The organism is Mesorhizobium sp. M0243, from assembly GCF_040321775.1.
GTDB lineage: Bacteria > Pseudomonadota > Alphaproteobacteria > Rhizobiales > Rhizobiaceae > Mesorhizobium.
Map to the genome: position 1 here is coordinate 63254 of NZ_JAMYSF010000029.1, position 17885 is coordinate 81138.

General features: G+C 59.9%; 16 protein-coding genes and 2 pseudogenes. 4 read left to right on the plus strand and 14 right to left on the minus strand.

What is annotated here, in order from left to right:
* The first annotated feature begins 101 nt into the window (after positions 1–101).
* Complete coding sequence (hemN, locus tag NKJ11_RS27925; protein WP_352441141.1) at positions 102–1451, plus strand: oxygen-independent coproporphyrinogen III oxidase; 1350 nt, start codon at positions 102–104, stop codon at positions 1449–1451.
* 335 nt (positions 1452–1786) lie between these two features.
* Here hemN and queE read toward each other — a convergent pair whose 3' ends face one another.
* The 3 genes from queE to queC are packed head-to-tail and all read right to left on the minus strand — an operon-like array spanning position 1787 to position 3572.
* Positions 1787–2521 (minus strand): 7-carboxy-7-deazaguanine synthase QueE, encoded by a 735-nt coding sequence (gene queE, locus NKJ11_RS27930; protein WP_023735817.1) that lies wholly within the window; start codon positions 2519–2521, stop codon positions 1787–1789.
* Complete coding sequence (gene queD, locus NKJ11_RS27935) at positions 2518–2874, minus strand: 6-carboxytetrahydropterin synthase QueD (RefSeq protein ID WP_023673552.1); 357 nt, start codon at positions 2872–2874, stop codon at positions 2518–2520. Before queD ends, queE begins: the two co-directional genes overlap by 4 nt.
* The gene (queC, locus tag NKJ11_RS27940; protein WP_352794775.1) at positions 2874–3572 is read right to left on the minus strand and encodes a 7-cyano-7-deazaguanine synthase QueC; all 699 of its coding nucleotides are present in this window, start codon (positions 3570–3572) and stop codon (positions 2874–2876) included. The genes queD and queC overlap by 1 nt, the downstream gene beginning before the upstream one ends.
* 403 nt (positions 3573–3975) lie before the next feature.
* Between queC and NKJ11_RS27945 the strand changes: the two genes are divergently transcribed.
* Positions 3976–4365, plus strand: a complete 390-nt coding sequence (locus NKJ11_RS27945; RefSeq protein WP_023735820.1) for a hypothetical protein — start codon at positions 3976–3978, stop codon at positions 4363–4365.
* 924 nt (positions 4366–5289) lie between these two features.
* Here NKJ11_RS27945 and NKJ11_RS27950 read toward each other — a convergent pair.
* From NKJ11_RS27950 to NKJ11_RS27965, 4 genes and pseudogenes are all read right to left on the minus strand, one after another.
* Positions 5290–5544 carry a helix-turn-helix domain-containing protein gene (locus NKJ11_RS27950; RefSeq protein WP_023735822.1) on the minus strand — a complete coding sequence of 85 codons (255 nt, stop codon included), beginning with the start codon at positions 5542–5544 and terminating at the stop codon, positions 5290–5292.
* Between the two features lie 521 nt (positions 5545–6065).
* Positions 6066–7886, minus strand: coding sequence for a glutamine--fructose-6-phosphate transaminase (isomerizing) (gene glmS, locus NKJ11_RS27955; protein WP_352611437.1), 1821 nt, complete (start codon positions 7884–7886; stop codon positions 6066–6068).
* Positions 7887–8308: 422 nt separating this feature from the next.
* Complete coding sequence (locus NKJ11_RS27960) at positions 8309–8485, minus strand: methyltransferase domain-containing protein (protein ID WP_023735825.1); 177 nt, start codon at positions 8483–8485, stop codon at positions 8309–8311.
* A gap of 315 nt (positions 8486–8800) precedes the next feature.
* A pseudogene (locus NKJ11_RS27965) lies at positions 8801–9235 on the minus strand (nitroreductase family protein).
* Between the two features lie 728 nt (positions 9236–9963).
* Here NKJ11_RS27965 and NKJ11_RS27970 point away from each other — a divergent pair.
* Both NKJ11_RS27970 and NKJ11_RS27975 read left to right on the plus strand, forming a co-directional pair.
* Positions 9964–10857 carry a hypothetical protein gene (locus NKJ11_RS27970; RefSeq protein ID WP_352794776.1) on the plus strand — a complete coding sequence of 298 codons (894 nt, stop codon included), beginning with the start codon at positions 9964–9966 and terminating at the stop codon, positions 10855–10857.
* Positions 10858–11310: 453 nt separating this feature from the next.
* A complete protein-coding gene (locus NKJ11_RS27975; RefSeq protein WP_023766597.1) occupies positions 11311–12090 on the plus strand; it encodes a Crp/Fnr family transcriptional regulator in 780 nt (259 codons plus the stop codon).
* Positions 12091–12535: 445 nt separating this feature from the next.
* Here NKJ11_RS27975 and NKJ11_RS27980 read toward each other — a convergent pair.
* The 7 genes and pseudogenes from NKJ11_RS27980 to panB all read right to left on the minus strand — a co-directional run bounded on the left by NKJ11_RS27980 (position 12536) and on the right by panB (position 17816).
* Positions 12536–13530, minus strand: a pseudogene (locus tag NKJ11_RS27980) (hypothetical protein).
* 155 nt (positions 13531–13685) lie between these two features.
* Entirely contained in the window at positions 13686–14087 is a 402-nt protein-coding gene (locus tag NKJ11_RS27985; protein ID WP_352794777.1) for a DUF2285 domain-containing protein, read from the minus strand.
* Positions 14088–14154: 67 nt separating this feature from the next.
* Entirely contained in the window at positions 14155–14529 is a 375-nt protein-coding gene (locus tag NKJ11_RS27990; RefSeq protein ID WP_350314065.1) for a transcriptional regulator domain-containing protein, read from the minus strand.
* A 22-nt stretch (positions 14530–14551) separates the two neighbouring features.
* Positions 14552–15184: an acyl-homoserine-lactone synthase gene (locus NKJ11_RS27995; RefSeq protein ID WP_023766595.1), complete on the minus strand. Its 633-nt coding sequence runs from the start codon at positions 15182–15184 to the stop codon at positions 14552–14554.
* 93 nt (positions 15185–15277) lie between these two features.
* A complete protein-coding gene (locus NKJ11_RS28000) occupies positions 15278–16003 on the minus strand; it encodes a LuxR family transcriptional regulator (protein ID WP_023735835.1) in 726 nt (241 codons plus the stop codon).
* 92 nt (positions 16004–16095) lie between these two features.
* Positions 16096–16959, minus strand: a complete 864-nt coding sequence (panC, locus tag NKJ11_RS28005; protein ID WP_352794778.1) for a pantoate--beta-alanine ligase — start codon at positions 16957–16959, stop codon at positions 16096–16098.
* On the minus strand, positions 16956–17816 hold the full coding sequence (gene panB / locus NKJ11_RS28010) for a 3-methyl-2-oxobutanoate hydroxymethyltransferase (protein WP_352794779.1): 861 nt from the start codon (positions 17814–17816) through the stop codon (positions 16956–16958). Before panB ends, panC begins: the two co-directional genes overlap by 4 nt.
* Between the last annotated feature and the right edge of the window lie 69 nt (positions 17817–17885).

The following is a 17885-nucleotide window of genomic DNA, read 5'->3' on the forward strand; positions in this document are numbered from 1 at the left end:
TCCTTGCGGCAGTTTGTCCGTGCTGAAGGTTGATCGAAATCAGGGCTTAGGCTCATCCAAGCATCCACAGTTCGGGCGACGCAAACACGGTGGACCACGACATGCGACAAAAGCTAGCTGCCAGATTTGGCGAGAACGTCCCGCGCTATACCAGTTATCCGACTGCGCCCCATTTCCATGCGGGCGTCGATGCCGTCGTTTACCGAGGCTGGTTGGAGGCGCTCGAAGGTGGTGACGAGATATCGCTTTACCTGCATATTCCTTATTGCGACAGGCTCTGCTGGTTCTGCGCGTGCCATACCAAACAGACCCGCCACTACGAGCCGGTGGCCGCTTATCTGCGCTCGCTGTATGCGGAGATCGCCACGGTTGGCGGCCTTGTTACCGGCAAGGGCCGAGTTCGCGCGGTTCATTTCGGCGGCGGTTCCCCGACGATGCTGGAACCTGAGGATATTGTGGCGCTGGGAAGCGTCCTGCGCAACAGCTTCGCCTTTCTTCCCGGCGCCAAGATCAGCGTTGAAATCGAACCCAATGATATGGACGATGCCCGCCTCGATGCGCTTGCCGAAATCGGCACGACCCGTGCGAGCCTCGGCGTCCAGGACTTCGATCCGAAGGTTCAGAAGGCAATCAACCGCGAGCAGAGCTTTTTGCAGACCAAAGCGGTAGTCGACGGTGTTCGTTCGCGCGGCGTCGAATCGGTCAATCTAGACCTGCTCTACGGCTTGCCGCACCAGACGAGGGAGAGCGTCTCCTCCACCGTCGCGCAGGCGCTGACCTTGGAACCCGACAGGATAGTGCTTTTTGGCTACGCCCATGTGCCGTGGTTCAAGAAACATCAGACCATGATAGACGAGGCATGGCTGCCCGGTCCCGCGGAGAGATTTGCTCAATTGCAACTGGCGGCGCGGGCGATCGTGGACCAGGGGTACGAAGCAATCGGCCTCGACCATTTCGCCAAACCCGGCGATGCCCTGGCCCTTGCCGCCCGCGCCGGAACACTGCACCGGAACTTTCAGGGTTACACCGACGATTGCTGCGAAACCTTGATTGGGCTAGGCCCATCGTCCATCAGCCAGTTTCGGCAGGGCTATGCGCAGAACATGCCTTCGACCAGCGAATATCGATGCACGGTTGATGACGGCGGGCTGGCCGCTGTTCGGGGTATCGCACTTTCCAACGACGACCGCGTTCGCGGCTGGATCATCGAACGTTTGATGTGCGACTTCGCCTTCTCGGCCATCGATCTGGTGGAACGCTTCGGCGAGGCCGGCCAGAGGCTCCTCCTTCAGTCAAGTTCCATGGCCCTCCACGATCCGGTTCGATTGCTTGAACTTGATGGCGACAGATTCGTTGTGCCGGCTGAAAGTCGCCCTTTCGTCCGAAGCATCGCGGCCAGGTTCGACAAATATTTCGAAACTGGAACGGCCAGGCACTCGGCGGCAGTCTGAGCGCCGCAGAGGAACGGTCATGGCTCTCACTCGATCGTGAACCGATTGCGATCGTTTTCCACTGTTGACCGGCGACCGTCGGCCGAGACGGTTCGAAGCGGACCAGACGCGTCTTGGCATGGCGACGATGTCGCCCGCTCATGCCCTGCCTGTGAGATCATGGTTGTCGGCGACAGCTCCCTTCGACCTTGCAAGGAGAATGCAAGGTGCCGTGCAAGCGGCTGACAACACTTGGGCCGGTGGCAGAAGTCCGCAAGCACCCCGGCAGCGCGGTCAACGTTGAACCACCCGTTCACCCGAATATGCCGGTGCAGTTCCGGTGGAAAGGGCTTGGCCTAGACGGCTCTCTTGTTACCCCAGAGCATAACGTGCAGCTGCGGTAGCACGCGGGCTTCGAACCATTTGTCGCGGGTCACGCTGTCAACCAGCCACTCCATGCGCTTCAATATTCCGTCAAGGTCGACGGGCGCGTCATCATTTGCCGGGTGTGGCGGCGTGTGATTGCCGGGTTGCAGATAGATCGGAAGTTGCGGAAATTGCGCAGCGGCGTCTTTCGCGTAGGCGTAGTCCCTTTCGTCGAAAACAATGAGCTTGAGCACGATTTGGGGCTTGCCTTGTGCCGCCTGGAGGCACGCCTCGACAGCGGCCCAATCTGTCGTCATTTGGCTTGACGGCGGCTTTGGGCTGAGGATCAGCACGTCAAGGTGCGCAAACCAGTCCCTGGCAAGCGAACCTTGGGTTTCCAGCGCAAAACGGTAACCGTCACCATGGCCTCGGTCGATGAGCGCGCCGAGCGGCTGGATGGCCGGATTGCCGCCTGACAGTGACACCATAAGCGGGCGGCCACCGGAAAGCGCAAGCACATTTTTCCACACCGCGCCGACGGACATCATCTCCCATTCATGGCGGAATTGATTGTCCACAGCATGCAGGCTGTCGCACCAGGAACAGCGAAAGTCACACCCGCCGGTTCTGACGAAGATCGTCGGCAAACCTATGAGCACGCCCTCGCCCTGGATCGTCGGCCCGAAAATCTCGCTAACGCGGATTGCGGGATGCGTATTGGTCATGGCCGGTATTCCGCCCAGGTTTTCGGCGTTTCGCTCACCCGCACGGCCGCGGTTTCGCTCAGGCGTGCCTTGCACCAGTCGTAGAAATGTCTGGCCAGATATTCCGCCGTGACTTGCTCGTGTCCCAGCACGTCGTTGAGATGTCGGTGGTCGAAGCTCTCGTCGATGTAGCGTTTGAATGGCGCCAAATCGTGGTAGTCGCGCACGAAGCCGTGATCGTCCAGTCCATCCGCTGAAAGCTCCACTTCGACGATGTAGTTATGTCCGTGCAGGCGCGCGCATTGGTGATCGGGTGGCAATGAGGTGAGCTGATGCGAGGCTGAGAAGTGGAATTCCTTGGTGATGCGGAACATTACGCGGTGGTCCTTCGCAGCGCTCCGAGCCAGAAGTCGGAGTCCTCGTACTCGGTTGGGTCCGGGTGCCCAGCGATGTGGAACGCCTCACGCCGCTCGACGCAGGTCCCGCACCTCCCGCAATGACGCTCGGCGCCCTTGTAACAGGACCAGGTCTGCGCAAAGGGCGTGCCGTATGTGGCTCCATCCCTAACAATGTCCGCCTTCGTCAGGTTCACATAGGGTGCATAAAGGCGAATCTGCGCGTAGCCGTCGAGCGCGTGGTCCTGCATCGTCTGGAAAGCATCGATGAAGGCCGGACGGCAATCGGGATAGACAATATGATCCCCACCATGCACGGCCGTCGCCACCGCGTCAGCGTCTTGCGCTGCGGCGAGGCCGAAGGCAATGGCCAACATGATGGCGTTCCGGTTGGGCACCACCGTTACCTTCATCATATCTTCGGCATAGTGCCCATCGGGCACGTCCACATTGTCGGTCAGCGCGGAGCCGGAAAGGCCGCCGCCGATCTCGTGGATATCGATGATTCGCTGCGGGACGCCCAGGCGCTCCGCGCAAAGGGTGGCGAAGCCCAATTCCTTCCTATGCCGTTGGCCGTAATCGAACGATAGCAGGCCGGTAAGCTGGTGCTCCGCTGCCACCTTGTGAGCAAGAGTAACGGAATCCAATCCGCCGGAGCAGACGACGAGAGTCTTCATCGTTGGGTCCTTGTTTTAACCGGGTAGGCTGCGACCGGAGATTTCTCTGCGCTCCAGTACTTCAGGAAAACCATTTTGTGAAGTGAACGGAGACCAGTTTCGTGCGCTTGCGTGCGGTGCGCAAAACGCCCTCGCGGTGAGCTGGAAGGACACGGACTGGTGAGACGTCACGCTTCAGCGGAATGCTCAAGCGAACGCTGCTCGCGGACAAAGTTCTCGACGAGCAGAGCCTGGCGGTTCCGAGCGCCGAGGGACGCCACTGCAACGGTTGCAGGGTACAAGGAGCCCGGATGGCTTGCCGCAAAGATGACCGGCAAACCCTGAATAACCGGTGATGAGCCGACATCTGTGAACAAGCGGTGTGGTCGATTGCAATCACCCATGTCTTGCGCACAGGTACCTTATGTCAGTGGATGAACTGAACTTGATGGTTTTACAGATGGCAGTCGAAAGCGTCCGCTCGCTCTCGTTGAGCTTCGCTGAAAAAGCCGCCGAGATAGCCACCAGGAGCCGCGGCATCCTGCTTTTCGACGTGCGGATCGACGGTGACGCGCAGGTCCAGCGGGTCGCAGCCATCCGATATCACGGCGGCCAATTCGGCGTGCTGGCGTTGGATGTACACGGCCTAGTTACCCACTATTGCATCGTTAACGGTATGTTCTCACATTACATTGCGTCCTTGGAGAGCTGGCACAGGATGCCCCTGTCGATGCAGGCCAAGATGGATGCCAACGGCAATGCCCGTCTCTTCGTAGCCGCGTTGCGGGATGCCGGACATATGCTGGGCACCTAGCATTGGGCGAGAATGCATCTGTGAATTTTGCATGTGCGTCACTGCGATGGCGCCGGCATGATCGTCATGCTCCAAAACGGCTGCGGCCCCCGCGAAGCGGTCGCCGCGATGATGGTGATCAACGGCGTTGCATCGATGCGAGCGTAGACAGAGGTCTCCTCCTGGCATCGAGCGCATGCAAGGAGCTACGCAAGCGCAGCTGCATCAAGTATTTTGAAGGGACGACCTCATGCATGGAGCTTGCGCTGCATACGGGCGGCGCGAGCCGCGTTGCCGTCCAGCAGAGAGGGTGCTTGCGGTACTCTCAATGACCCGAGATCGCAAATGGACGTGGGTAAGCACCAGAACTGCAACACCCATGGTGGTCCGCTGGACTCGCTGGAGGAAGCACAAGGTGTCGGCGGGCAGAGCGCAGCGAGTGCCTACCTCGATCTTTCTAGAAGCGCGCCGGCAGCCTGGGCGGGGGGGCTTGGGGTTAGACTGCCGGCGCACGCCACTCACGAAGAGCGGCCCCTTTTCGTGGTTCGAACACCCATAGTCAACCCGGAAACGTCAGGATGCCCGCCATGTTATTTTCAGAGCGGCGCGATGCCGGCCATGTTGGCCGATTCAGCCTAGGAGTAGCCACTCTCGTAGGCCGAGTTGATGCTCAAGCGCCAGCATCGCCTCGCCGAACTACCAAGAGTTCGCCGTTACAATCCTTCGTCGCGAGCCGATGCCCTCGTGCACGTTTCGTAGCACTCCGGGCGGCTATATCGCGTTGTTGTTCGCGAGCCCATGTGAAGGGTTCCTGCATCGGAAAGTTGACGAGATTCTCTTGGCGGTACTGCGCCAGAGGCATCCCAACGGAATCAGCGTCTACAATCAGCCGCAAGCTTCACATCACAAGAGCGGTAGTCCACCCATTGCGGATCATCCGACTGATCAGGCGGCGTCCGAAATGTGCGACTCTGCCTCAAGGATTCCCACAGGTATGGAAAGCGATCTCGCTATCCGATCCCGATATCCCTTGTTGTACCTCAGACCTCGCTCGATGTTTTGAATTTCCTCAGCGGCAAGCCCGCTCGCGACCGTCAGGTCCTCGATCGAATACCCAAGGTGCTCACGATAAGCGCGGACGATGTGGGTCCCCTGCGACATAGCCGTCAAGACTGGTTCGGGAATGCGCGAATCGTTCATAAACATCTCCAAGAACATGGGAGCTCCCTCGGGAGATACCCCCCCCGGCGGCGCAGACCAAGCAAATCAAAAAATGGACGTCCATTCAGCCGGACCGGCCTCATCCATGGAATGGGCCGCCTGAATTAGGAGCTGGGTCGGAATATGGCGGCTCACCTCCTTCTAATCAAGAAAGCCAACGGCGAGAATTATTCGCGAAGGATCGCAGGTCGGATGCGCTACAGCCGATCAGGCCATCTCAGGAGGGGCCCCTGGAACTCTGAACACCAACTCGAACTCCCGGTACGGACACTGCTTCCTTCGGCCAATCTCCACCGGCGGGGGAGCGAAAGACCCACTCTTGAAAGCCCCCGGCTGCGTGCTAACGTCGGCTCTAGGAAGCTCGATCGGCCTGTGCCCCGATCGACCTGCCGAAAAAAGGGATTCCAAATTCCAGCAAACACTGGTCATCTGGTTTTCATCCGGATCCAGACAAAGGGTAGCTTTCCATCGAGAGCTTCGCCATCTGTACAGGTTCACAATCATTCGACCGTGACCGATTTTGCGAGATTGCGCGGCTGGTCTACATCTGTCCCCATGAAGAGCGCCGTGTGGTAGGCAAGAAGCTGTATCGGCAGCGAGAAGATCATTGGCGCGATAATCTCGTCGACTACCGGCAGCACGAGCGTGTGCATGGTGTCGAGTTTCGATGCGGCTGCCCCATTTTTATCGGTGATGAGGATAATCCGCCCTCCACGGGCAGCCACTTCCTGCATGTTGGAGACGGTCTTGTCGAAAAAGCGGTCATGGGGCGCGATGACGATCACCGGCATGTTCTCATCTATCAATGCGATTGGCCCGTGCTTCAATTCACCCGCTGCATAGCCTTCGGCATGGATGTAGGAAATCTCCTTGAGCTTCAGCGCTCCTTCCATCGCTAGCGGGAAACTGGTGCCACGGCCGAGATACAGGACGTCACGACACTTTGACAGTTCGCGCGACAAGAACTCGATCTCCGGCTGGATGCTGTTGAGTACCTGGCCCATGACGCGCGGCAATTCGGCGAGGCTCCTGACGAGTGCCTGCAGCTCGCCTTCGGGGACGGTCCCGCGGGCTCTGGCGGCGCTGATGGCGAGTGCGGCTAGAACGGCAAGCTGGCAGGTAAAAGCCTTGGTAGAGGCGACGCCGATCTCCGGTCCGGCAAGGATCGGGAAGACCGTATCGGCCTCCCGAGCGATGGTCGATTCGCAGGCATTGACGATAGCGCCAATTTTCAGCCCACGCTCCTTGCAGTACCTCAACGATGCAAGCGTATCGGCGGTTTCGCCGGATTGCGAAATGAAAAGAGCCGCGGACTGCGGCGGCAAAGGGATCTCGCGGTAACGGAATTCAGACGCAACGTCGATTTCAACCGTCAGGCGCGCATAGCGCTCGAACCAGTATTTTCCGATCAGTCCGGCCAGATAGGCGGTCCCGCAGGCAGAGATCGCCAAGCTCGGAACCTTGGCGAAATCGATGCCAGGAACCATGTCGCGACCCTCTATGATGTTGATGTAACGACGAAGAGCATGGGCGACGACCTCGGGCTGCTCGTATATTTCCTTCTCCATGAAATGGCGATGGCTGCCCTTGTTGGCCAGATCGGCCGCGGCCGTGGAGATATGGCGCGGACGCTCGACGGGATGGCCGTCGATATCGAAGATATGGGCGCCCGAATTGCCGACAATGGCCCAGTCGCCGTCCATGAGATAGGTAATTTCATTGGTGAAGGGCGCAAGAGCGATCGCGTCGGAGCCCAGGAACATCTCGCCGTCGCCGTGACCGATCGCCAGCGGTGGTCCGTTGCGAGCCGCCGTGATGGTCGACGGTTCATCTTCGAAGAGGATGGCAAGCGCATAGGCGCCCCTGACGCGTTTCAGCATGGCACGCGTGGCCTCTTGCGGCCTCATGCCCTCGCGGCGGTATCTTGCCAAGAGATGCCCAACGACCTCGGTGTCGGTGTCGGTCTGGAACTCGGCGCCATCCGCCGCCAATTCGTCCTTCAGCTCGGTGAAATTCTCGATGATGCCGTTATGGACGACGGCGACACCGTCGGTAAAGTGCGGGTGAGCATTGCGTTCCGTCGAGGCCCCGTGGGTTGCCCAACGCGTGTGGCCGATGCCGACTTTGCCGCTCAGCGGCTCTTCCTTCAGTCGCCTCTCGAGATTGACGAGCTTGCCCTCGGCGCGCCGGCGGTGCAAGGCACCGTCGATGATCGTCGCAACGCCGGCGGAATCATAGCCGCGATATTCCAAACCCTTCAACGCGCCGATCAACCGATCCGACACCGGCTGTTGCCCAACGATGCCAACAATCCCGCACATGTTCGTCTCCGCATTTTTGCAGGCAGCATCAGCCCACGCGAGACGGATACCCATCCGGCCGCTTTAAGTGGCGGCCTTGTAGTAGTATTCCATGATATTGGTACAATTGATTGTAGTGATCACTACCATCCACCCCATGGATAGGTCGGCTGCTGTGGGGACCTAAAGTTCTATTCGCGCCTGACGCTCTTATGAGAATCCCAGACTCACCCGCGGCAGGATCACGGCCTCAGAAACGGCCAGCAGGCCTTGGACAGTGGACGGACGACCGGCCTGCGAGCCCTAGTCAGGCAGTCCGGCATGTAGAAGCATTGTGCCGCCGACTTCGGCATCGGCGATGGTCTGTCTCGGCGACAGCCTGAGTTCGCTTCGCGGGCCGCGCGGCTCGCCCAGGACCGTCGTCGTCTCGCGCGGCGCCGGTGTCAGTTGACGATGGCATAATGCCCGCCGGGGGCGAGCGCCTCGCGCACGGCACGTGCCAGCCGCGGTCGGTCCGGGGCGCCATGGAAAGCGTTGGCCATGAAGACGAGGTCGACGGGGCGTGACACCAGAGTAGCGAGTTCATAGGCGTCGCCGGCGACGAATTCGCAATTGGTCACGCCGGCGCCGGTAGCGGCGCTGCGTGGCCTCCAGCTGGTCGGCGTCGATGTCTATGGCGACGACATGGCGGGCGACCGTGGCGATCGGCACAGCCGTCGCCGCAGCAGAGGTCGACCACCTCCATGCCCGGCTTCAGCCCGGTTGCCGCCAGCGCCATCTTCGCTGCGGTCCGGTTTGTCAGTGCTCTTTCCTGGCCTTGGCAAGAACACGAACTTCGGCTTCGGTCCGGAATGGCAATGTACCCCGATGGCGAAGGGCGACCCGATCTGCGTCAAGCTCATCGCCAGGGAAGAGACGAAGTGATGGGCACCCCCCTACCGCTGATTACCACCGGCGGCCGCCTCGCGTTCCAAGGTGGGCATGTCGTGCTCCTCGCAGGCTAGCCGAGGCAGAAATAACCGATCAGCGTCCACTCGGGCGGCGTGTCGAGAATCTCGGCCATCTCGGTCGCATCGAGGATCGACACCCAGCCCATGCCGATGCCTTCCGCCCGCGCCGCTAGCCACAGTGTGTGCACCGCCATGACGGCCGAATAGTCGATGGTCGCCGGCATGGTTATGCGACCGAGCCCAAGGAAGCGCCAGGGCTGGCTGAGGCCAACGGAGGGCGCAATGCTGGCGAGCTCGAGCAGCCGTTCCAGCTTGCCCTCCGGCAGAGCCGTCGGCTCGAAGCGCCGCACATCCCTGCCAGTGCAGCAGCGTGATCAGCCCGGCGCGAAAATCGTCGGCGAAATCGGGAGGTGACGGCATGGCGGTCTCGTTCGGGGCTAGGGATTGCAGTAGGGAGAACGGTGTGGATTGCCAGCTGCCTATTGCCCAAGCTGGCTTGTTGCGTCCGACAAGCGCGCCATGCGGCCCTAACCGCAAACGATAGAAAAATGTTTCCTGGTGGGCGGCGCTATTACGATGCAATCCAGCAAACCAGTTTCGATCAGCTCGCACGGCGGTGAATCATGTGCCAGGCCTTTGCTAATGCGCCATTGACACTCAGGCGCACCCGTATCGCTCACCAGGCCTCGGAATGCGGAGAACGTCGGCCTAGAACGCGGCGACGGCGACAGGCGTCTCAGCTTGCATATACTCGTTCCTGCCGCACCGCCTGTAACTCATTTTGCTTCCGACCACGTCGGCCTCGACGTCCCCGAAGGTTCCCCAGGTCATTCGGCAGATACCATCGTCTGACGTCATAGCGCCGGACCAGCACCAGCTGCCCAATTTCATGGGCATTGCTGAGCTTCCAGTCACCCTCAGTTTCGCCTTCCACCAGTGTCAGGCATCACCCAATTGGGACTCATCCCTCTCACAGTCAATTCGCGGTTGACTTATTTGTCTCCGGCGAAGTGCGACAGCTGCTCGTATCCAGCAGCGTGAGCGATAGTTGATCAAATGCTGCCAATGAGTTTTGATACTGCAATCTTTAGACAGCCGCCTACCATGAATGTGCCATCGCGTTTCGGCGATCGAAGGAGCGAAGCCGGGTGTCCAGTCGTCATTACATATTCCCGGAGAACAGCGAACCTCTGCGGCTATCGCGGCGGCTTGTAGAGGGAATGATCTTCGGAAAGGACGCTCTCCCGCAATACGCCGGCACACGCCAGCGGGTCGTCTCGGTGATAGTTGAGAACGAAGGCACCGCGCCGAATCGGATTCTAGATGCCCGAGGAGCCTATTGGGTTTTCGATGCTGCGGGCGATATCCGAAAAGGCCTCACACGGTCGACTAGCGATATGAGCGCCACCTTCAATGATTCCGACAACAAGGGAACGGTGGTGGCACTTCAGCCAAAGCTCTCCAAGAAGAGGGCTGAGGAGGAGCACCGCTGGGTAGTGGGCAAGGCCGAACTCGACAGGATTGCCGCAGACATCTGGCCGAAGGTGAAGTCGGACAAGATTAGATCCGCGCAGGGGGTTTCGGTGAAGCGACCGCCGCTTACCTATGATGCTCGGCACGCACTCGACGAGGCTACCGCAAATCTGTGGAAGATTTCGCACGCAGTAGCTCAACTTAAGGAGCCTAGCCTGAAGGGCTTTGCCCATGAGGCTCGTTCGAGAGGTGCCGACCGCCCGGAGCACGAACTTCTCTACCAAGCCATCGCCCAGTTGGCAGATCAGCGACTCGAAATTCTGCGACGTCGCAGGACCGGGAAAGGCGTCTGGTATGCCATAGTGGGCGTAATAAAATGGAACGGCGACCACGTAGGCCAGAGCGTAGCCAGGTTCCACGAGAAGTGCGAAGGAAAGCGTTCAGCGGTCGTCGCGGCGAGAAAGCTTCTCGCCGAACATGCCGGTGAATTCGCGGAAAATATGACTGTGGAGGCCGAAGTGCTGACTGACCTTGAATGGCAGGGCAGGCTCCCTGAAGTGGAAGATTGAGGGTCGCGCCATGGCGGGCTACTTGATTTCGGTGTCGCAGATGCGTGGCCAAAGACCGACACATGCTGCCAGGCATATGCATCTGCGGACGGGTTTGACTTTTGATATTGGGAGGCAGGAAGGCCGCTTGCTGTACAGACGAGCTTATCGGCGAGGTCGAGAATCCTAGTACCGGTCAATGGTAGTGCATCCACAGCAGTCTGATTTCGACAGCCGTCGTCGAGCCGGAGTGCGCACCGCCCTGTGCGGTGAGGCCTCCGTAAGGTCTGGGTATCTGAATGCCGTGTTAGCGCGGGCGCGCCAAACCTTGGCTCGCGCCGGTCAAGGCAGTTAATCAAAAAAATGGGACATCCGGGGTTCGCAGGCATACAGTGTGCCATCGACGGCAACTCTAAGGGCGTCCGTCGGCTGTGAGCGATCAACATGCTTCCGCCCCAATAGGGAGAGGGAGCTATGACAGACTCCAGTTCACAAACTCACACTGCCGCGCAACGCGACACCCGCCAAAATTCCATCTATCGCAATTCGCTGCTGCTTCGAATGTGCTCGGCAGATTTGGCATTGCTGCAACCTCACTTGGAAAGCGTCTCCCTTGGACTGAAGACGCATCTCGAAGTGGCGGGGTCACCAATCAGAACCGTGTACTTCTTCGAGAGCGGTCTCGGGTCAGTGGTGGGCGAACTGCGGCCTGGTATTGAAGCTGAGATCGGAATCATTGGTTGTGAGGGCATGACCGGCTCAGCGCTTATCATGGGCGATGACCGATCAACGCACGATTGTTACGTGCAATTAGAAGCTCGCGCCTTTGTTATCGACGCGGGCCTCTTCACCAAGGCGCTTTTGACAAGCCCAACCCTGCGAACTTTTCTGCTCCGCTACGTTCACTACTTTCACCTCCAGGCAAGCTTCACCGCGCTCAGCAATGCCCGGATGAACATCGTCGATAGGCTCTCAAGATGGCTGGTGATGTGTGATGATCGCGTCGACGGAAACCGCTTGGCGATTACGCACGAGTTCTTATCAGTCATGCTCGGTGTCAGGCGGCCCGGCGTCACCATAGCGCTGCAAATGTTAGAGGGGCAAGGTCTGATACGATCGATGCGAGGAGAGGTCGTTATCCTTGATCGCACGCGTCTGATTGCGCTGGCTGACGGGTCGTATGGCAGGGCTGAAGCCGAATACGCTCGGCTAATCAGCCAACTGCCTTGGCCGCAGGCGCCTGATCGCCAATGAATGTGCTCGAACAGGGAGATGGCCGATCTCCTGCATTGAGGCCATGTCCGGGTAAGCCGCCTAAACAGAGCCTTCACCGCCGACGTTGCCGAGCATCAGATCCAAGACGAAGCTGTCATGCCGGCACCGCTGCATGCGCCGCCCCAGGGAAACCGCCCCTCGCATCCATTCAGGATTCCGAAGCACGATACGGCTGTGCACCACCTTCCGGCCACTGCAAAGGGGACCCGAGATGACTCGGTCCGTAAAGGAGGTTTTCGAAGAGCATCTGAGGCGATATCGAGGAGGATCTTGGGGCGCACTGCCGTCTAACCTCGATTAAGCAGGCATTCATGCGCTGGTTGGAGCAATGGCGAGACTCATTGCACCAGCCCAGTTCAAGGCATGTGCGGACAACCGCTTTGGGCGCCGAACAGATCGATTGGCGGCATAGCCTTATCTTGCCTCACGGGAAGGCTGTTTCGGGACTTTTCGAAATCAGGCCATGGAAGCGGCGGCGTGATCGAGGAGAAACCCCGAAGCCAACTTCCATCATCAGCCGTGGCCTGTGCGCCGGCACGGTGCCCATATGGAACCCAACGGATCCTCGACGAAACCGAAAACGGCCTCGCCGGTCAGCGTGACCGGGCTCTGCTTGCCGTACACGTCCAGAATCTCTTGCGCGGGATGGCTAACGACAAGCGTAAGTTGGTGCTTGAGGGCGCGGCGATCATGGCTTCCGCGGACATAGACATGCGGGCCGGTCCCCTCGTCGACGGGCACCAGATAGAAAAAGAACGCCTTCAGCATCCGCCAGTCGTCCAGATCGAAGTGGTATTTGCCGAGCGAAGCCAGGTTCTTGTCGGCGTCCGACGCCTGGCCGGTCGGGAAGCTCCACCAGACGCGCGTTGTGGTCAGCGTCGCCTGGCCGCCGAGATAGTGCGCGGCAATATCCATGAGCAGCGGATCGTTTTGGATGGCAACGGCCGAGTTACAGCCCAGAATGCGCTCGAAATGATGACCGCTGAGCAACGGACGGCCAAACCGCGCCTCAGCCTCCGCATGCTCCGCCGGCATGAATTCGAGTCGGCGATCGAAATTGCCGAAACAAGGTGTGCACCTGGCGAATGCGGCTACATCTTCAGCCACCATTGTTGGCAGGACGAGGCCGGGAAAAAGCCCATCCATCCGCAGCGCGTCGACAACGTCCTGGCAATTGATACCGGCAAACATCGTGTCCTGGGCTCTTTGCGACCTTCGGACCGGCTTTGCACCACGCCAGTGCATTCTCCGTGCCGGCATGGTGCGCGCCAACATGAACATGGGCAGCCACGCCGGGTTCTCGCGAATATCCGACAGGTAGGTCGGAATGCGTACGGCTATGCGACGCAGCATGCTGCCGTTTCGCGCGATCGTCTCAAGGCTTGCCGCGCCGGCTTTGTCGGGGTTCATAACGGTCATCGGGATCCTCAAGGCATGAATGCACTCATCGACGAAGGTTGGGTCCCAGTGCTTCGCCGCGGAAGAACTAGGCGCTTGCCACGTTTTGTGCAACGCACAATTGCACTCAGAAATGGAGGTTGCGCGTTCGAATAAGACAATCGCAACCACCCCAATTACCTCAGGAACTGTCTGTAGCCGCCGCCCATCAGGTAGCGGCCACGCTGGATGGCGCGACGTACCTGATCGCGAAGATGGCCACCTGGATGACGCCAATCTTCTTCGACGCGGCCTGTCCCGAACAAGGCAATGGCGACCTCCTGATGAGATGCTCCGGCAAGCGAGCCATCCAAAGCCTGGAGTACGATACGCAGACGCGCTCCGCGGTGTTCCGGCGGAAAGCAAGCAGCTGACAGGCGGGCGCAACCATTGACGTGGTTCAAGAACTGAAGGGCAGCGACATGGAACTTGAGGTGCTGCGGCTGAACGATCGCGTCGACATATAGCCGCAACGGGCGGAGGACGGACGCACCGGAAACGGCGATCTGCAGACTCCGGCAGTTCTCCCTCAGCAGCACGTGCTGCACGCCCGCAGCTGTCAGCAGGATGTCCTTGCAGCATGAGAGCGAAGAAAGGTGAAGCGGTTCAAAATCGTGGTCGAGCCCAAGCGGCTCCGCGGCCGCTCGTAGAATACAGGCGCAATCGCGCGGATCCCAAAAGACCCTCGCCGATGTAGCGTCCGAAAGTGGCGCGTCGGCGAAAAAGAAGGCTCCATTGTCTTAGGAGAGCTGATCCTGTCGTCAACTCGATTATCTGCATGTCGCCTTGGGGTCCGACAATGCAGGCGGACGGTGCCATTTTGGCGTGGTCGCGCTGGAATTGTGGATTGCGCCGAAGAAACTCCCAGGCCCAGCCAGTGCGTGGCAATCGTCTGGCATAGTGGTAAGCGTCGTGGCGACGCCAGTCCGGCCAGCATACAAGGCCGACCGTCGCTTCCTTGGACAGACCAGCATCCTTCATGGCTCAGGTGTCCACTATGGCGCTATGCCGACGGGCCTAGAACCGGTTGCCACAGTACCGGTCCAATCAGACGTCCCCTGCTGCGGATGCGCAAAAGGCTCGCGTGGGAAATCTCGAGAAACCCAGCCACCGCCTCCGTTTTGCCGACGCATTTGGGTTCTCCGATGCGCGACAATGGCCACGTAGCCAGGCGGAGGATCCGCTCCATGCGCGTATCCGTCACCGTTACTATCCGGGTCAGATCCTTGGCCAAGCCGAACTCGATCATGCCCGCGAAGAGCTCGTAGGTCGCCTGGGCCAGCCCGCCCGCAGCCTTGGGCGCCGACGGAGGAAGATCGAGCGCGAAACGACTGCTCTCCCATATGTCGGTGGTCGAGGGCACGACGTCAGCACCCAGCAGCACCGGGAAGGTGTCGCGCAACATTGTGGGTCCGGTGCTGGGCAGAAGACGCACGCAACCGCGAATTCGCCAGTCCGATCCTTTGAGGAGCAGATAGACGGGCTTCAGAGCATCAAACGAATCGGATTCCATCTGGTCTTCGGTATCAACTTCCCAATCGAGCCTTTCCTTGAACACCCGAAACCTGAGCCCGTGCATCTCTTTGAGTTCGCCTGCAAACTCGTTGTAAAAGTCTGGTGTTATCAGTTGCATCATGGTCGCCTCCATGTGGGATGTGTTCCCGCCATCGAAGGGCAAAGCTGACAGCGATGCAGCCTGTAGAGGTTTACAGGTATCGTGGCTGAAGAATCAGGATCTCGTCTGGCCGGAGGCAGCCATGCGTGCAACGGCCTGGTTGATCGTTCGAACGCCAAACTTTGCCTTGGCGTTTTCCAAGTGAAAAGTCACGGTGCGCTTTGAGACGCCGAGAAGCTGGCTGATATCCCAAGCCGACTTGCCGCGCGCCGCCCATTTCAGGCACTCGAACTCCCGCGGGGTGAGCGTTACACCATCCACCACGCGATCATCGGCGAGCCTGCGCCGGACGTGGATATGAAAGTTGATGGCCACCAGCTGCAATGCTTTTTCGTAACGTGCCAGTGACCGCAACAGAAGCGGACGGGACTCGTCGGAAGCAAAGGTCAAGGCAGCAAACCGGCCGAGATGATCATGCATGGACATCGTCAGGCCGCCGCAGATGCCAAACTCAGCCGCACTCTCCAGAATTTGTTGCTGCGAATTCGGCAGACAGTGCCGAGCGCGATCCACACCCCAATCGAATGTATCCCAGCCTTGCAGCCCGCGCAGGATGACAGGATCGAGACTATGGTACCGCTGTTGCAGATAACGTGATGTCCAGGATGAAGGATAGTTTGAAATCAATTGGGGGGCGTCGCCGGAGGCCGACGGGTAAGTGAAATAGGCGAATAGCGGGAAGTCGAAGCCGGCTGCAGCGGAGGCCATTGCCTCACAGAGATCGGCAGCATCAACACTTGCAGACAGTTGCTCGACGAAGTTCTCAAACACGCGATGCATTTGCCCTGTGCGTAACCTCCGTTCGCTCAATGCCAGGCAGAGACCTTGTTTTAAACGATCCCGGACGGATACAGCGCGTGCCGAGAACGTGGCTAATCTGTTGAACCAATCCGAAATAGTCTGACGTTGTCTATGAGGCGTGTGCCGCCGAGCCAGGCCGCGACAAGCAACCGTGCCGGTCGATCAAGGCTTGTCATCGGGTGCAGATCTGCCTCCTCGCGAAGTTCCAGGTATTCGACCTCGCGATAGCCTGCAGCCAGAATTGCTGCGCGAGATTCTGCAAGCGTTGGCAGGACGGGTGAGCCGCGCCCAAGCCACTCAGCCGTCTTGAGCAGGACCGATGATAGCTTGGGAGCAACAGCGCGTTGCGCTGGCGAGAGCCGCACATTGCGCGATGATAGCGCAAGACCGTCGGCTTCACGGACTGTCGGACAGGCAACAATGGTGATTGGAATATCCAGATCCCGGGCCATGCGCCTGACCAGGTGAATTTGCTGAAAGTCCTTTTCGCCAAAGAAGCCGAAGTCAGCGCTGGTCTGCAGGAAGAGCTTGGCGACGACGGTCGCCACGCCATCGAAATGTCCCGGCCGGAAGGCACCGCACAGGCCCTCGCTGACACCGGACACCGAAACGGTGGTGGCGAAGCCCGCCGGATACATCTCCTCTGCATCTGGCGCATAAAGCAGGTGCGCGCCAAGCGGTGCCAGTTTGGCGGCATCCTCGTCCTCGGTGCGCGGATACGCGGCAAGATCGGCCTGGCTGTTGAATTGCTTCGGGTTTACGAAGAGCGTCACGATCACACGGTCTGCCTTCTCGAGTGCAGCGCGCACCAGGCTGAGATGGCCCTCATGCAGGACGCCCATCGTTGGCACCACGGCAATCCTCACGCCCTCGCGGCGCCATGCGGCGACGATTTCGCGAAGCTGGTCAGCGCTCCTGACGATCGGCACGCTCACGCTGCTTCTCCGCTTTTGGTGGCTTGCGTGTCGGCGGGCGTGGGCGCATCGGCAAACACGTGCTCGGCGGCCGGAAACTGGCGCTCCTTCACCTCGTGCGCATAGGAAGCGATCGCAGCCGCAGCCGCCTCCCCCAGTTCAGCATAGCGCTTGACGAATTTGGGTCGGAAGTCGCCGAAGAGGCCCAGCATGTCGTCGACGACGAGAATCTGGCCGTCACAGGCTGCCGAGGCACCGATGCCAATGGTCGGGGCCGCCACCTCCCCCGTGATCCGGCGGGCGAGCGCCTCAGGAACCTTCTCCAGGACGACCGCAAAGGCGCCCGCTTCGCTCACGGCAAGTGCGTCGCGCCTGATGCGCTCGGCATCCCCGCCCCTGCCCTGCACGCGGTAGCCACCGATGGCGTTGATGGCCTGCGGCGTCAAGCCGACATGAGCCATGACCGGCACGCCGCGTGCGGCGAGGAAGCCGATCGTCTCTGCCATCGTTTCGCCGCCTTCGAGCTTGACGGCCGTGCAGCCGGTCTCCGCCATGACGCGCGCAGCATTTCGGAAAGCCTGCTCTGGGCTTTCCTCGTAGGAACCGAACGGCAGGTCGACGACCATCAGCGCCTGCTTGATGCCACGGCGCACCGCCTGGCCGTGCGTGATCATCATCTCCAGCGTGACACCGAGCGTCGAGGGCAGGCCGTGGAGAACCATGCCGACGCTGTCGCCGACGAGCACCACATCACAATGGGGATCGACAAGCCGGGCGACTGGGGTGGTGTAGGCGGTAAGGCAGACGAGCGGCGTCCCACCTTTGCGCGAACGAATATCCGGCGGTGTGATCGCCTTGGTATCACCAAACGCGCTCAATGGATCCTCCTTCCCCTACGTTACCGCGGGTGTCGCCTTTCGCACATTTTTGTGCAGGTGCGAAGAGCT

What these genes read in the sequence shown, in the direction of transcription:
- hemN (WP_352441141.1), top strand. Translation starts at nt 102, where the DNA reads ATGCGACAAAAGCTAGCTGCCAGATTTGGCGAGAACGTCCCGCGCTAT.
- queE (WP_023735817.1), bottom strand. Translation starts at nt 2,521, where the DNA reads ATGACCAATACGCATCCCGCAATCCGCGTTAGCGAGATTTTCGGGCCG.
- queD (WP_023673552.1), bottom strand. Translation starts at nt 2,874, where the DNA reads ATGTTCCGCATCACCAAGGAATTCCACTTCTCAGCCTCGCATCAGCTC.
- queC (WP_352794775.1), bottom strand. Translation starts at nt 3,572, where the DNA reads ATGAAGACTCTCGTCGTCTGCTCCGGCGGATTGGATTCCGTTACTCTT.
- NKJ11_RS27945 (WP_023735820.1), top strand. Translation starts at nt 3,976, where the DNA reads ATGTCAGTGGATGAACTGAACTTGATGGTTTTACAGATGGCAGTCGAA.
- NKJ11_RS27950 (WP_023735822.1), bottom strand. Translation starts at nt 5,544, where the DNA reads ATGAACGATTCGCGCATTCCCGAACCAGTCTTGACGGCTATGTCGCAG.
- glmS (WP_352611437.1), bottom strand. Translation starts at nt 7,886, where the DNA reads ATGTGCGGGATTGTTGGCATCGTTGGGCAACAGCCGGTGTCGGATCGG.
- NKJ11_RS27975 (WP_023766597.1), top strand. Translation starts at nt 11,311, where the DNA reads ATGACAGACTCCAGTTCACAAACTCACACTGCCGCGCAACGCGACACC.
- NKJ11_RS27990 (WP_350314065.1), bottom strand. Translation starts at nt 14,529, where the DNA reads ATGAAGGATGCTGGTCTGTCCAAGGAAGCGACGGTCGGCCTTGTATGC.
- NKJ11_RS27995 (WP_023766595.1), bottom strand. Translation starts at nt 15,184, where the DNA reads ATGATGCAACTGATAACACCAGACTTTTACAACGAGTTTGCAGGCGAA.
- NKJ11_RS28000 (WP_023735835.1), bottom strand. Translation starts at nt 16,003, where the DNA reads ATGCATCGCGTGTTTGAGAACTTCGTCGAGCAACTGTCTGCAAGTGTT.